Origin of the sequence: Ideonella sp. (genome assembly GCF_035254525.1) — a bacterium.
Classification (GTDB): domain Bacteria; phylum Pseudomonadota; class Gammaproteobacteria; order Burkholderiales; family Burkholderiaceae_C; genus Ideonella.
Map to the genome: position 1 here is coordinate 1 of NZ_DATFAN010000007.1, position 14209 is coordinate 14209.

Below are 14209 nucleotides of genomic sequence, written 5' to 3' on the forward strand. Positions count from 1 at the left end.
TCCTGCGGCCGGTGCACCAGCGCGTAGCCCTGGCGGCCGAACAGCAGCGGCAGGTAGTCGTGCGCCGCCTGGTCGATCGTCACGCAGAACGGCGTGAGCCCCGCCGCGCGCGCGGCCTGCACCGCATGGCGCGTGTCTTCCAGCCCGTAGCGGCCTTCGTAGATGTCGAGGTCGTTGGGCTTGCCGTCGGTCAGGATCAGCAGCAGGCGCTGCCGCTCGGGCCGCGCCGCCAGGCGCTGCGTGGCGTGGCGGATCGCGGCGCCCATGCGGGTGTAGTAGCCGGGCTTGATCGCGCCGATGCGGTCGCGCACCGCGGCGCTCCAGCCCTCGTCGAAACCCTTCAGGTGCTGGATGCGCACGTTCTGGCGCCGCACTGACGAGAAGCCCAGCATCTCGAAGGGGTCGCCGCCGGCGGCCAGCGCCTCGCCGAAGACGAACAGCGACTCGCGGATCAGGTCAATCACGCGGGCGCCTTGTGTCGCATACGCGTCGGTCGACAGCGACAGGTCGGCCAGCAGCAGCGTCGCGAGGCTGCGCTCGGCGCGCTCGCGCTTCAGATAGACGCGCGGTGCATCGACCTGCGGGTGGTGGGCGGCTGCTATGCGGCGGCGCACCCAGGCATCGAGGTCGATCTCGTCGCCATCGGGCTGGGCATGCAGGCGGCGCGGCGCGGCGCGCAGCATCTCCATCTTGCGGCGCACGCGGCGGGCCACGGCGCGCAGCGCCGGGGGTGGCAGGAAAGCTTCGGGCGGCGTGGCGATCAGCGTCTGCACCGCACAGTGGCCGTCGATCAGGCGGCGCTGGCGCCAATCCCACTCGGGCAGGCGCTGGCCGGGGCCGAGCGGGCGGTCGTCGGCGGCGGCGCTGGGCAGGTCGAGATCGAAACGCACGCGGGCCGCGGCGCGCGATCCGTCGGGCGCGATGGCCAGCGTCTGCATGTCGTCGGCGGCGGCGAGCGCGTTGCCGTCGTTACTGTCGTCGTCGGCACGCTCGAGCTTGGTGAATTCGCCCCAGGACAGGATCGACTCGGCGCGGAAGAACATCATCAGCGGCGCACGGTGGCGCTCGTCCTGCACGCGCTCGGCGCGGCGGCGCCGGGTGTCGGCCGGCGTGTTCGCCGTCGTCGTCGCCGCGCCGGCATCGGCCGGCTCGGGCCGTGACGGCGTCGCCGATCCCGCGATCGCGCTGCCGCTGGCGTCCAGCCACAGCCACACCGGCGCCACGTCCGCCGGGCCGATGCCGAGGCCGGCCTGCGCCTGGCCGCGCAGCACCTGCTGCACCGCGCGCTCGGCCTCGGCTGCGCGGCCGCGAAGCCGGGCCGGTTCGGGCCGCTGCGCGAGCTGGGCCTGGCGAAGCACCTCGAACCGCGCAGCCAGGCCGGGAAAGGCCGCGAGCGCGGCCCGCGTGGCGGCGCCGTTGTCAGCCAGCCAGTCGCCGCTCGGCGCGCACTGCGAGGCCAGCGCCGCGAGCCAGAGGTAGAGATCGCGGTTCAGCGCCGGCGTGTCGAACACCGCCAGCTCGGCCGGCAGCGCGAAGACCTCGCCTTGCAGCCCGGCGAGCGCCGCGCGCTGGCCGCTGCCGCCGATGCGCTGCAGCCAGCGCCGCGGCCCGCCGATGCCGCGCTCACCCGCCGGCGCCAGCCGCACCGCCGCCGCGCCGCCGCCGGCGCGAAACATCAGCGCCAGCGTGCGCTGCATGTCGGCCAGCCGCACGGTCGCCGCCGCGTTCGGCGCGGGCGCCGCCAGCCGCGTGATCACGCGGTGCCACTGCTGGCCGACCCACTCTTCCATCAGCAGGCCTCGGGCAGCGTCGCCGGGGATGGCGCACCGGCATCGGCCGGCACCGCTTGGGCCAGCACGTGCGCGCCGGCCGGGCCGTGGCGCATGGACTCGCGCAGCGAATCGACCCCGACGGCCCATTGCAGCAGCGGCTCGCGCCGCTGCGTGCCCTGCGTGTCTTCGCAGGCCTGCACGCACAGGCCGCACTGCACGCACGAGAACTTGTGCCGCTTGAAGCTGCGCGGCTTGAGCTCCATCGGGCAGGCCCGGTCGCAGGCGTTGCCGTGCGGCGGGTCGCAGGTGCGGCAGTGCGAGGGGTGGGCGCGCTCCAGGCCCAGCGTCAGCGCGCTGCGCAGCGCGGATCGCGGCCGGCGCTGCGCCCCCTGGCCCCCGCGCGGGAAAGTGACGACGCGGCTGCGCGGGTTGGCCATCCACACGAGGCTCTGGAACAGGCCGACCGCACAGCCGAAGCGGCAGAAGTAGTGCCGCGCGAACATGAACTCGACGCTGAAGGCCAGCGTCGCGATGCCGAGGAAGCGCGCCTGGTTGCCAGTGAGCGTGCCCTGCAGCAGGTTGCCCCAGATCTCGGCCGGCGGCAGCAGGTAGCTCAGCAGCGTGATCGCCCAGGTGAAGCCGAACAGCACGCAGGACAGCGCGAACACCGGCCACCAGCGCGCGTTCGGCGCCACGCCGTCGGTGCGCGGCGTGCGTTGCCGATCCCACAGGCTCAGGCGCCCGCAGGCGCGCTGCAGCACATCGTTCAGCAGTTCGACGAGCGAGAAGTGCGGGCACAGCCAGCCGCAGTACATGCGGCCGTAGCGCCAGGCCACGCCGAGGAAGACCGCGATCAGCACGATCGCCGGCAGGAAGGCGCGCGTGACGATGCGCAGCGCCATCTCGTTGGCACCGATCTCGCCCGCGCGGAAGGCATCGACGCCGAGCGACCAGCGCATGCCGAGCACCCAGAGCTGGGTCTCGTGGAGGTCGAAGCGCAGCAGGTTCAGCGCCGGTGCGAGCAGGAACAGCGCGAAGAAGGCGATCTGGAAGGTGCGACGGCGGCGCTGCATGGGCACGAGGAGTGAGGAGTCAGGAGAAGCAGCGCCACCGTCGCGAAAATGGTTCGATCATTTCAAGCGCCGAGCACGGCGCCGACCACCTCGTCGAGCGCCGCCGCGGTATCGGCATCGTCGGTCAGCGCATCGACGATCGCCGCGCGGCAGGCCGCGTGCAGCGGCACGCCGGACACGGCCAGGCGCGCCGCCATCACCAGCAGCCGTGTGCTGGCGGTCTCTTCGAGATCGTGCTCGGTCAGGCGCCGCAGCGCCGTGCCGAGCCGCACCAGCGCGCCGGCGAGCGCGGCACTGGCACCGGCCTCGGCCTGCAGCACCGCCTGCTCGACCGCCGCCTCGGGGTAGCCGAAGTTCAGCGCGACGAAGCGTTGCCGCGTGCTGGGCTTCAGGCTCTTGAGGATGCTCTGGTAGCCGGGGTTGTAGGAGATGACCAGCATGAACTCCGGCGGCGCCGCGAGCAGCTCGCCGGTGCGCTCGATCGGCAGCACCCGCCGGTCGTCGGCCAGCGGGTGCAGCACGACCGTCGTGTCCTTGCGCGCCTCGACCACCTCGTCGAGGTAGCAGATCGCGCCGCTGCGCACGGCGCGCGCCAGCGGCCCGTCGGCCCACACGGTGCCCTCGGGGCCGATCAGGTGCCGGCCCACGAGGTCGGCGGCGGCCAGGTCGTCGTGGCAACTCACGGTGACCAGCGGCCGGCCGAGCCGCGCGGCCATGTACTCGACGAACCGCGTCTTGCCGCAGCCGGTCGGGCCCTTGATCAGCAGCGGCAGGCGCTGCTTCCAGGCGTGCTCGAACAGCGCGACCTCGTTGGCCTGTTCGGCGTAGAAGGGGGCAGTCAGGAGGCGCGTCTGTTCGCTGTGGTCCATTTCAGCCTTCCGTTTCGCAGTGGTTGGCGTGGGCTGGGAGCCGATACCCGCTCGGGCTCATGAGTACGCGCCCTCGGCCTGAAGGCCGAGGGTTCCCTGTGGTGCTCGGGCTTGTGGCCACTGTCGAACTCGCAGTTCGACGGCGGCCACGAATGCGAGCATTGGAGGGCACCCGAGCCGATGGCGAGGGCGCGGACACATGAGCCCCACCGCCTGCCGGCCCCCGGCCGCGCCGCCGCCGCCGCCGCCGCCCGAACGCCAAGCATCTCAAACCACCCTCTGCGCCGGCTGCGCCTTCAGGAACCCGCCCCCTTCACGCGCCCCGGCCGTCTCGGCGACCACCGGCTCACCCCCGATGAAGAAGCTTGTGAAGAACAGGAGCTGCCCGATCAGGAAGACCACCCCGCCGCCCATGCGGGTCCAGTAGAAGAAGCGCAGCTGGTCCTGCGTGGCCATGAAGCCCATCGCGCCTTCGGTGGGCAGGCGTTGCAGCCAGACCTGCAGGATGCCGGCCCCGGTGAGCGACAGCACCATCACCGCCATGCCGATCGTCATGATCCAGAAGCTCCACATCTCGGCGGCCTGCGCGCGCGGGCTGTTGGCCAGCCGGCCGCGCAAGGTGGGCATGGCATAGCTGATCAGCGTGATGACCACCAGCACGTAGGCGCCGTAGAAGGCCAGGTGGCCGTGCGCCGCGGTGATCTGCGAGCCGTGGGTGTAGTAGTTGACCGGGCTCAGCGTGTGGATGAAGCCCCACAGCCCCGCGCCGAGGAAGCCCATCACCGAGGTGCCGACGGCCCACAGCACGGCCGCCTGGTTCGGGTGCTCACGCCGGCGACGCTGCACCATGTTGAAGGCGAACACCGTCATCATGAAAAACGGAATCGGTTCGAGCGCCGAGAACACGCTGCCGATCCACTGCCAGTAGCCCGGCAGGCCGATGAAGTAGTAGTGGTGGCCCGTGCCGAGGATGCCGGTCATCAGCGCGAAGGCGATGATCACGTACAGCCACTTGTCGATCACCTCGCGGTCGACCCCCGTCGTCTTGACCAGCACGTAGGCCAGCAGCGCGCCGAGGATCAGCTCCCACACGCCCTCGACCCACAGGTGCACGACGAACCACCAGTACATCTTGTCGCGCACCAGGTTGTGCGGGTTGACGAAGCTGAACAGGAAGAAGATCGCCAGGCCCCACAGGCCCATCAGCAACACCAGCGAGATCGCCGTCTTTCGGCCCTTCAACACCGTCATGCTGATGTTGTAGAGGAAGCCCAGCGCGACCACCACGATGCCGAGCTTGGTCGGCAAGGGTTGTTCGAGGAACTCGCGCCCCATCGTCTGCAAGATCTCGTTGCCCGTGAGCTCCGCGAGCTTCGCGTAGGGCACCGCGAGGTAGCCGACGATCGTCAGCGCGCCGGCGACGAGGAAGATCCAGAACAGCGCGATCGCCAGCTTGGGCGAGTGCAGCTCCGTCTCGGCTTCCTCCGGCACCATGTAGTAGGCCGCGCCCATGAAGCCGAACAGCAGCCAGACGATCAGCAGGTTGGTGTGGACCATGCGCGCCTGGTTGAACGGGACGTAGGGGAACAGGAAATCCCCGATCACGTACTGCAGGCCCAGGCCCAGGCCGAACAGGATCTGCCCGGCGAACAGCGCCATCGCCGCGATGAAGTACAGCTTCGCGACCGATTGGCTCTTGTATTTGAGGACGGTGTTGGTCGTCATGGTCTTCAACCCTCGATGTTCGGCGGCCACTTCTCGGTGTTCACCTGGCTCGTCCATTTCAGGAACTCGACCAGCTCGTCGAGCTGCTGGTCGCTCAGGTTGAACTGCGGCATCTGGCGCCGGCCGGGTGCATGCGTCGGCTGCGCCTTGATCCAGGCCTTGATGAAATCGGGGCCGCGGCGCGTGTAGACGTTGCCGAGCTCCGGTGCGAAGTACGCGCCCTCGCCCAGCAGCGTGTGGCAGCCGATGCAGTTGCGGGTCTCCCAGATCTTCTTGCCCGCCACCACCTGCGGGGTGATGGCCTGCGCGTTCGAGCGCTGCGGGATGCGCTGCTCGGTGTGGAAGATGATCGCGGCGAACAGCAGCGCGAAGAACACGGCGCCGCCATAGAACATGTTCCGCGCCATCTGTTTGGTGAATCCGGCCTGACCGTGGCCCATGGCAGCCTCCTGCGATTTGGTGGCACATCCTGGCTGGCCGGTCGGGCATCGGCCTTGATCCGGTTCAAGAATTCGAGCGCGAGATCACCACACGAAGAGGAGCTGGGCCCAGATGGCGGCTGTCATCGACATCGGCACGGCGCACAGCGCCAGCGCAGCGGCCTGCCGCGGCCCGGCGGCGGCGCTGCGGCGCACCAGCCGCCACGCGAGCCACAGCGACCAGCCGAGCGCCAGCGCGAGCAGCGCGATGCGCACGGGCCTGACCCAGCCGAGCGCCACTCCCTCGGCACGCAGGTGGGTCACGGTCGTCATCGACAGGCCGAGGAACAGGCCGATGCCCGCCAGCGGCACCAGGGCCATCGCCAGGCGGCGCCAGCCCACCGTGCCGAGCAGGCCCTGCGCCGCGCGCAGCGCGAGCCAGGCGAGCCCACCGGCCAGCAGCGCGTAGCCGCCGATGTAGCCGAGGATCAGCAGGCCGTCGAGCCAGCTGAAGACATCGTTCGCCGCCGGCTCGTGCGTCAGCAGCCACCACGGGGCGTCGTCATCCAGCAGCGCGAACGCGTCGCGCGCCACCAGCCACTGCGCCGCCGCCTGCCTCAGTGCGACGAACCAGGGGCTCGCGCTCCACTGGAAAGCCCCGACGGCCACGCCGAGCAGGCCGAACAGCAGCAGGCTCGCCGACACCTCGCTGCGCGAGTCGAGGGCCAGGATCTCCGCGTTCGGCGACCGTGCGGCAAGCGCGATCGCGCCGCGGTGCCCGCTGCAGCGGCCGCACGCGTGGCAGGCCGAGGCGCCGTCGAGCTGGCGCAGGTTCAGCAGCGGCGCGCAATCGACCCGCGGCATCGGCCCGCGGTAGCCGCGCCAGGCCGCCTCGTCGGCACGGAAGTGCAGGGGAGATAGTTGGGCGAGCAGCGCGAACACGCCGCTGACGGGGCACAGGTAGCGGCACCACACGCGCTTCCCCTGGCCGTAGACATACCCCACGGCGACCGCAGCGATCGTCGAGCCGCCGAGGATCAGCAGCGCCGCGCGCGGGTGGTCGTAGACGCTGATCAGCTGGCCGTAGACCGTCGTCGCGATGAAGGCGAGCACCGGCCAGCCTCCCCAGCGCAGCCAGCGCGGGATCGAGCGGCCCAGGCCGTGGCGGCTGGCGAATTCGGTCAACGCCCCCTCGGGGCAGAACACCCCGCACCAGGCCCGCCCCACCAGCATCACGCTGAGAATCACGAAGGGCCACCAAAGGCCCCAGAAGACGAATTGCGCGAACAGGCGCAGGTCGTCGACGATGCTGGCGCCGGCGGGTGGCAGCGGCAGGAAGACCGGCACGACGAGCAGCAGGGCGTAGGCGCCGACCACCGCCCACTGGATGGCCTGGATCGCGCCGCGGTGGCGCTGCATCGCATCGCCCCAGCGTGCCGGCCAGGCCGGGCGCGCTGCAGGTGCGGGCGGCTGCGCCACGGGCGCGGCGACGATGGGGATGGTCTGGCGCATGGCCCGCTCGTTCATGCTCTCGCGGTCTCAGGGCCTGGATGCCTCGACCGCCAGGGCTGCCGGCCGGCGGCCGACGCGCGACAGCAGCGCGAGCGTGATGGCCCAGAACACGGCATCACCGGCGAGCAGCGCGGAGCTGTCCCACACCGGGTCCAGCCCCGGCGCGATCCAGTCCAGCGCGATCAGCTGGTCGATGCCGGCGGCCGGCAGCGAGGCCGCCACCAGCAGCAACAGGACCTCGCTGACACGGAACAGCCAGCGTGTGTTCAGGCCGCGCGCACCGCGCGCGACCAGCTCGCGCCGCATCGCCGGGCCGTGGCGGCGCATCCAGGCCACCATCTGCACGATCAGCGCCGCGGCACCGAACACGATGGCCAGGCGCACGGCCTCCAGCGCCTGGCCCTGCAGCTGGCTTTGCGCCAGCAGCGTCGCGCCGCCCAGAAGCGCCGCCAGGGCGACGCCCGCCGCCGCGCCCAGCGCCAGGCCGCGGCGCAGCCGATCACAAGCAGCGCTTCGAGGCTCTCTCGCCAGACGACGACGAAGGTGTTCAGCATGGGTTCTGTTCTCTGGTTCAGCGCGCCTGCAGCGTCAGGCCGGCGGCGTCGGGGTGGAATTCGTCGACGAAGCGGTAGCTGCCCGCGCGCAAGGGGTGCAGCACCAGGGTCGAGGCCGCGCCGGGTGCGAGCACCTTCTCGACCCGCAGGGCCAGGTTCTCGAACTCGCAGGGGCCGGTGCCGGCGTTGCGCACCGCCAGGCGCAGCCGGGTGCCGGCCGGCACCTCGAGCGTGGCAGGCGTGATGCGCCCGTTCTGCACCAGCACCGCGTAGGTCGGTGGCTCATCGGCCTGTGCAAGGGCGGCCGCGCCGGCCCAGAGCAGCACCGCCAGCGCGCGCCGCCCGCACCGCCCTGCCCGGCAACGCGGGCCCATCAGAAGCCCAGGCGGGCGCGCAGCCCGGCCACGAAGTAGCCCGATGCCTGCGGGTTCGCCGCCGGTCGGCCCACCCATTGCAGATCGGGCGTCAGCTCGACGCTGCCGTTCAAGTGCCAGCGGTAGTACAGCTCGGCCACGCGCTCGGCGCCAGAGGCCGCGGTGCCGATCAGGGCCTGGTCGGCCGCGGTGGCCTCGCGCCAGGCCCGGCTCGCGGGCAGCCAGGCGAAGGCGAGGCCCACGCCATCGGCCGCGCGGGACCAGGCCTCGCCGGCCAGCTCGCCGCCTAGCGTCAAGGCCTGGTCGAAGCCGCCGTGGCCGGTGGTGCGCCGGCCGTAGCGGCCGAACAGCCGCATCGACGCGGTCACACGCTGGTCCGCCGAGATGCCCCAGCCGGCGTGCGCGTGCGCCGTGCCGTCCAGTTCAGTGGCGCGGCCGTTGTGCCAGGCGTAGAGGCGGTAGGTGCCGTCCAGGCCCTGGATCCAGCGAGGTGAGGCCTCGAGCTGGGCGATGACGAAGGGCCGGCCCAGCGAGCCGGAGAAGTTGGCCGCCTCGCCAGAGCCGAACACGCCGAGCGACGCCCTCCAGCGCAGCGCCGCGTCGGCCTCGTCACGCCAGGCCAGGCGCAGGCCGGGCGTGAAGCCGTAGGCGTCGGCGCCGACGTCGCCGCCCGAATCGAGCAGCGGGTTGTGCACGAACACGTTGTTGACGAAGCGGGTGCCTTCGTCGTCGGCGGCTGCGTTCTGGTCGAAGAAGAGGAACGGGTCGATCTTGCCGACGTTCAGCTCCAGGTGCTGCCGGGCGTGCGGCTTGAAGCCGTCCAGCGGCAGCGGCACCTCGAGCTGGTACCAGGCCTGGGCCAGGATCGCGAACGACGAATCGGGGTCATCGACGCCGGCGATCTCGAACGCCGTCGTGTTCGGTGTGGACGAGAAGCCCGGCCGCGCCGCGATGCCGGCGCCCTGGCCGAAGCGCAGCTGCGTGAAGATCCGCCCGTCGGCGCTGCCCAGCGCGCCGCCGGGCAGCGCGAGCGCGATGTCGCCGCGGTAGTTGGCGCGGCTTTGCGCGTGGCCCGCCTCGCCGCCGCCCTCGCCCACGTGCTGCACCATGCCGACCAGGCTGGCGCTGGCGTTGATGTCTTCGAGCGCCTCGATCTGGCGCGCCGGCTTCTGCATCGACAGCGTCTGGTTCTCGACCGCCTTCAGCCGCGTGACCAGCTCGGGCTCGTTCTCGCTCAGCCGGTCGCTGGCAAGCGCGCGCTCGACCCCGTCGGCCTGGGCCTGCGCGGCATCCAGCCGCTGCTCGAGCACGCGGTTGCGCTGCTCGAGCTGCTGCAAGCGCTGCATCACCTCGGCCAGCCGGGCCTCGAGCTGCGCCGTGTCATCCGCCGCGGCCTGGGCGGTTCCGCCGTACAGGCCAACGGTCAACACCAAGCCGACCGCGACAACCGGCAGGGCGCGCGGGGGCCCCATCAGTACCCCCCTTTCTTGCCGATGCCGGCGTAGGTGAAGTCCCACTCCACCTCGAAGGGCTTGAACCAGGGCCGCACGCCGGTGGCGCGGTCGGTGTGGCGCCCGAAGTGGTGGCCCAGCGGGTTCTCCTTCGCGTTGGGCGGGTAGACCGTGTACTTCACGTGGTACTTGCCCGGGCCCTGCAGCTTCACGTTGTCGCCGTAGTGCGGGCCGTCGCTGGCGACCATGGCCATGAAGTCGCCGCCGATCGGCTCGCCCGCGGCGCCCAGCTTGCGGATCTCGTAGCGGATGAACAGGAACGGCACCCAGGCGCCCTCGGCATAACCGTGCGGGTTGTCGGCCAGCGCGTGGATGTCGGCCTCGATGTGGATGTCCGACTCGGCCGCCTTGCGCATGTGGCCCTCGGGCTCCATGTCCACCGGCTGCAGGTAGACCGCCGCGAGCTCCATGCCGGCCATGCTCACCGGGCTGCCGATCGGGTATTCGAGCGCCTGGGCGGCGCCGGCCCAGGCCAGCAGGGTGGCGCAGGCCACGGCGGCGCGGGTGGTTGACGGATGCATCTCTCCTCCAATTGAATGCGAATGATTCGCATCATTCAGGGCATCCGGGGATGTGGATTTGATCCAGCACAAGGCTTGGCCCGTCTGTCGTCCGCATAGTTGCATCTGGAATACATCTTTATGAACGCCCCCTTCCCTTACGACGGGCCCGAGGCCCTGGTCCCGCCCATCACCCAGGCCCTGACCCGCGTGGTCGACCCGGAGGTCGCGCTGAACATCGTCGACCTCGGGCTCGTATACGGCGTGGACGCGCGCGACGGATGCGTGCAGTTGCGCATGACGATGACCTCGGCCGCCTGCCCGGTGGCCGGGCTGATCGTCGACGAGGTCGAGACCGAGCTGGACCGCGCGCTGCCGCCGGAGTGGAAGATCAAGGTCCAGCTGGTTTGGGAGCCGCCATGGAGCACCGACTGCCTGAGCGAGCGCGCCCGCGCGTTCATGCGCTGGTGACACCGCCCCGGCTGGCCACCCGCGCGGCCGCGCTGGCGCTGTTCGGCGCGGTGGCCGCCACGCTCGTGGCCGGGGTGCTCGGCGGGCTCGGGCGGCTGGGCGCGGCGCCTGCGCTCGAGGCGCCCTGGGCCGGCCAGGCGCTGCTCGCCCACGCGGCACTGATGATCGGCGGCTTCTTCGGCACCGTGATCGGCCTGGAGCGCGCGGTGGCACTGCGCCACCCGGCGGCGTTCGCCGGGCCGGTGGCCTCGGCGGCCGGTGCGCTGGCCTTGCTGGCGGGCCAGGCCGAGCTCGGCCGCGCGCTGCTGTGGCTGGCCTCGCTGGCCTTCTGCGCCGCCAACGTGGCCATCGTGCGGCGCCAGCGCGCCGCGCACACGGGGCTGCTGCTGGTCGCGGCGGGTGCCTGGGGCGTGGGCAACACGCTGTTCGCACTCGATGGGGCGAGCGGCCCGGTGCTGCCGTGGTGGTTCGCCTTCCTGGTGCTGACGATCGCCGCCGAGCGGCTCGAGATGACACGGCTGTCGCGCCGCCGCCCCGCCGCGCTGCCGGCCTTCACCGCCATCGTCGTGCTGCTGCTGGCTGGTGCGGCCGCGTCGGCCTGGTCGCCGCGCGACGGCGGGCTGCTGTTCGGCGCGGCGCTGGTGGCGCTCGCGGGCTGGCTGTTCATCTTCGACATCGCCCGCCACACGCTGCGCGCGGCCGGCCTGGCGCGCTACATGGCGGTGTGCCTGCTGGCCGGCTATGCCTGGCTGGCAGTGGGCGGCGTGGCCTGGGCGGCGACGGCGCACGGCGCCGCGACGCGCGACCTCGCCCTGCACGCGCTGGGCCTGGGCTTCGTGTTCGGCATGGTGATGGGCCATGCGCCGGTCATCCTGCCGGCGCTGACGCGGCTGAAGCTGCAGTTCGGCATCGCCTTCTATGCGCCGCTGGCAGCGCTGCACGCCTCGCTGCTGTGGCGCTTCGGTGCCGGCTTCTCCGATCTGGCCCGACGCGCCGGCGGGGCGCAGCTCAACGCGCTGGCGCTGCTATGGTTCGCGCTCACCGTGGTCGGTGCGATCGTCGTGTGGCGCCTGCGGCACGGCCGCGCCGACGCTGCCCGCCCCGGCCGGCGCCGCGCCTGAAACGAGCATGGACTACTTCGTCGTCAAGACCATCCACCAGAGCGCCGTGGCACTGTCGATCACCGGCTTCTTCGCCCGCGGCCTGGGCGCGCTGATGGGCGCGCGCTGGGTCACGAGCCGGGCCGCGAAGACACTGCCGCACCTGGTCGACACCGTGCTGCTGCTGTCGGCGCTGACGCTGGCCTGGCTGCTGCGCCTGCACCCGGGCAACGCGCCCTGGCTGCTGGCCAAGGTCATCGGGCTGCTGGTCTACATCGGGCTGGGCATGGTGGCGCTCAAGCCGCAGCGGCCGGTGCCTGTGCGCGCCGCGGCGTGGCTCGGCGCGTTGGCCACTTTCGGCTGGATCGTCTCGGTCGCGCTGAGCAAGCGGCCGCTGGGCTTCTTCGGCTAGGAACCGCGCACACCTCCATTCGTCCAACGAGGGCACAGGCGGTCGCGGGCCTGCATTGTGCGAGCATCAGCGCGATGAACGACGACACCGAGACCTCCCACTTCGCCCAGCTGCTGCAGGCCGCTGCCGCGCAGCCGCAGCCGCAATGCCTGCTCTTCGTCTTCGCCGGCGCCGAGCTGCCGCCCGATGCCACACCGGCCCAGCGCGAGCGCTTCGAGCGCGGCGAGGGCGGCGCCCTGGCGCCGCTGATGTGCGTCGACAAGACGCCCGACGAGCTGAGCGGCTTCGCCGCGCTGGCCGACGAGGCGCGCCAGTTCGGCCCGCCCTGGCAGGTCGTCTTCGTGGCCGGCCTCGGCGGTGCCAACGGCCAGCCGCCCTCTGACGCCCAGGTGAGCCAGGCCTTGGACCGCATGGTCGACGCCATCAAGCAGGGGCGCTTCGCCGGCTATGCGGCGTACGACCCGTCGGGCCGCCTGCTCAGCTTCAGCTGAGGCGCCGCGGCTCATGCGCCGTCGACTCGCGCTGGCCTGGGCCGCCATCTGGCTCGCCCCGGTGGCGCGAGCCGCCGAGGCGAGGCTCGCCGCACCCAACGTCGTGCCGATCACGCCGCACCTGGTGACCTCGGGCCAGCCGACCGCCGACTCCCTGGCCACGCTCGGCCAACTCGGCTTCGAGGCGGTGATCTACCTCGCGCCGTTGTCGGTGCCCGATGCCGTGGCCGCCGAGCCCGAGCTGCTGGCCCGCCAGCACATCGAGTTCCTCAACGTCCCGATCGCCTTCGACCAGCCGAGCGCGGCCGATGTCGAGGCGGTGGCCAACGTGCTCGACCGCTGGCGCGACAAGAAGGTGCTGGTGCATTGCCAGGTCAACATGCGTGCGTCGAGCATGGTGTTCCTGTACCGCGTTCTCCGGCTGAAGGAGCCGCCCGAGCGGGCATACGAGGCGGTGGAACAGGTCTGGTCGCCGCGCGGCGCATGGCGCCGGCTGATCGTCGAGCAACTGCGCGAGCACGGCATCGCCTTCGAGCCGTACTGAGCGATCACACCTTGGGGCCGCCGTCGCTGCCAGGCTACCGGCGCGCGAGGGCGGCGACGGCATCGCGCAACCAGGGGCGCCGATTCGCGCGGCGGGCCGCGGCATGCACCTGCACGAATGCGGCGCCGGCGCGCAGTCGACGCCGCACCTCGGCTGGCGAGCTCGCCCCGCCGACGCTGATCAGGCACAAGCGCCGACCGACCGCTTGCGCCACGCGGCGCAGGGTCTGGCGGTGCTCGGCCGCGCCGATGCCTTCGGCCGACAGCAACAGGCCATCGGCGCCACACGCCGCGAGGGCCTGCGCGAGGCCGACCGCATCGCCACGCAGCCAGGCGGACGGCAGCTTGGCCACCAGCGGCATTCGCCGGCCGCCGCCGCACGCCAGGCGATCGCGCTCGGCCGCGAGGTGCGCGACGAGCTCGGCGAACGCGGCCGGCGCCGGGCGATCGCGCCCCGGGTTGAGGGTGACGTAGTCGGCCAGGCCATGCAGCTGGCCCAGCAGGCCCGCCAGCTCGTCGGCGGCCGCCGGCCACGGCGTTGCCGCTCGCTTGGCCAGGCTCACCCCCTGGGCCGCGTGCGAGCCGGGCGCCTGCTTCCCGGCACGTGCGCGCCGCAACGCCCGGATGGCGTGCGCCAGCTCGCGGCTGCCAGCGCCGACGCTGCCGATCTCCACCGCCCCGAGGCCCAGCCACCCCGCCCGGCCGGCCAATGCACCACGGCGATCGAAGCCCGCGGCCAGGCCGAGCGCCGAGGGCAGCTGCAGGCCCATCGCGCTCACCCCGCGCGCGGGGAACCCGACTGGTGCCGCCTCGCGCCGCCGCGCCGACGCCACCAGGGCCCGCAACGCCCAGCGCGTTCGCAGCGCCTTGTTGCTCACGGCGC

At 72.2% G+C, this 14209-nt stretch carries 16 protein-coding genes; 5 read left to right on the plus strand and 11 right to left on the minus strand.

Going from position 1 to position 14209, the window contains the following annotated elements:
• The 10 genes from VJ693_RS00615 to VJ693_RS00660 all read right to left on the minus strand — a co-directional run.
• On the minus strand, positions 1 to 1790 hold a 1790-nt coding region (locus VJ693_RS00615; protein WP_324151519.1), incomplete at its 3' end, for a nitric oxide reductase activation protein NorD.
• Positions 1790 to 2845, minus strand: a complete 1056-nt coding sequence (locus VJ693_RS00620) for a 4Fe-4S binding protein (protein ID WP_324151520.1) — start codon at positions 2843 to 2845, stop codon at positions 1790 to 1792. The genes VJ693_RS00615 and VJ693_RS00620, both read right to left, overlap by 1 nt.
• A gap of 62 nt (positions 2846 to 2907) precedes the next feature.
• Positions 2908 to 3714, minus strand: coding sequence for a CbbQ/NirQ/NorQ/GpvN family protein (locus tag VJ693_RS00625; RefSeq protein ID WP_324151521.1), 807 nt, complete (start codon positions 3712 to 3714; stop codon positions 2908 to 2910).
• A gap of 267 nt (positions 3715 to 3981) precedes the next feature.
• Positions 3982 to 5439, minus strand: a complete 1458-nt coding sequence (locus tag VJ693_RS00630; RefSeq protein ID WP_324151522.1) for a cbb3-type cytochrome c oxidase subunit I — start codon at positions 5437 to 5439, stop codon at positions 3982 to 3984.
• Positions 5440 to 5444: 5 nt separating this feature from the next.
• Positions 5445 to 5879: a c-type cytochrome gene (locus VJ693_RS00635; RefSeq protein WP_324151523.1), complete on the minus strand. Its 435-nt coding sequence runs from the start codon at positions 5877 to 5879 to the stop codon at positions 5445 to 5447.
• An 84-nt stretch (positions 5880 to 5963) separates the two neighbouring features.
• A complete protein-coding gene (locus VJ693_RS00640) occupies positions 5964 to 7277 on the minus strand; it encodes a 4Fe-4S binding protein (RefSeq protein ID WP_414652210.1) in 1314 nt (437 codons plus the stop codon).
• 120 nt (positions 7278 to 7397) lie between these two features.
• Positions 7398 to 7754 (minus strand): hypothetical protein, encoded by a 357-nt coding sequence (locus VJ693_RS00645; protein WP_324151525.1) that lies wholly within the window; start codon positions 7752 to 7754, stop codon positions 7398 to 7400.
• A 187-nt stretch (positions 7755 to 7941) separates the two neighbouring features.
• The gene (locus VJ693_RS00650) at positions 7942 to 8250 is read right to left on the minus strand and encodes a cupredoxin domain-containing protein (protein WP_324151526.1); all 309 of its coding nucleotides are present in this window, start codon (positions 8248 to 8250) and stop codon (positions 7942 to 7944) included.
• 47 nt (positions 8251 to 8297) lie between these two features.
• Positions 8298 to 9770, minus strand: coding sequence for a carbohydrate porin (locus VJ693_RS00655; protein WP_324151527.1), 1473 nt, complete (start codon positions 9768 to 9770; stop codon positions 8298 to 8300).
• Positions 9770 to 10330 (minus strand): iron transporter, encoded by a 561-nt coding sequence (locus VJ693_RS00660; protein ID WP_324151528.1) that lies wholly within the window; start codon positions 10328 to 10330, stop codon positions 9770 to 9772. The genes VJ693_RS00655 and VJ693_RS00660 overlap by 1 nt, the downstream gene beginning before the upstream one ends.
• Positions 10331 to 10450: 120 nt before the next feature.
• On the opposite strand from VJ693_RS00660, the gene VJ693_RS00665 reads away from it, so the two are divergent.
• The 5 genes from VJ693_RS00665 to VJ693_RS00685 all read left to right on the plus strand — a co-directional run bounded on the left by VJ693_RS00665 (position 10451) and on the right by VJ693_RS00685 (position 13327).
• The gene (locus VJ693_RS00665) at positions 10451 to 10780 is read left to right on the plus strand and encodes a metal-sulfur cluster assembly factor (protein WP_324151529.1); all 330 of its coding nucleotides are present in this window, start codon (positions 10451 to 10453) and stop codon (positions 10778 to 10780) included.
• Positions 10729 to 11901: a hypothetical protein gene (locus tag VJ693_RS00670; protein WP_324151530.1), complete on the plus strand. Its 1173-nt coding sequence runs from the start codon at positions 10729 to 10731 to the stop codon at positions 11899 to 11901. The genes VJ693_RS00665 and VJ693_RS00670 overlap by 52 nt, the downstream gene beginning before the upstream one ends.
• 7 nt (positions 11902 to 11908) lie before the next feature.
• Entirely contained in the window at positions 11909 to 12292 is a 384-nt protein-coding gene (locus tag VJ693_RS00675) for a SirB2 family protein (RefSeq protein ID WP_324151531.1), read from the plus strand.
• A gap of 74 nt (positions 12293 to 12366) precedes the next feature.
• Positions 12367 to 12783 carry a ribonucleotide reductase subunit alpha gene (locus VJ693_RS00680; protein ID WP_324151532.1) on the plus strand — a complete coding sequence of 139 codons (417 nt, stop codon included), beginning with the start codon at positions 12367 to 12369 and terminating at the stop codon, positions 12781 to 12783.
• 13 nt (positions 12784 to 12796) lie between these two features.
• A complete protein-coding gene (locus tag VJ693_RS00685) occupies positions 12797 to 13327 on the plus strand; it encodes a protein tyrosine phosphatase family protein (protein WP_324151533.1) in 531 nt (176 codons plus the stop codon).
• 34 nt (positions 13328 to 13361) lie between these two features.
• On the opposite strand, the gene VJ693_RS00690 is transcribed toward VJ693_RS00685, so the two are convergent.
• The coding region (locus VJ693_RS00690) for a hypothetical protein (protein ID WP_324151534.1) at positions 13362 to 14209 on the minus strand (848 nt) is incomplete at its 5' end.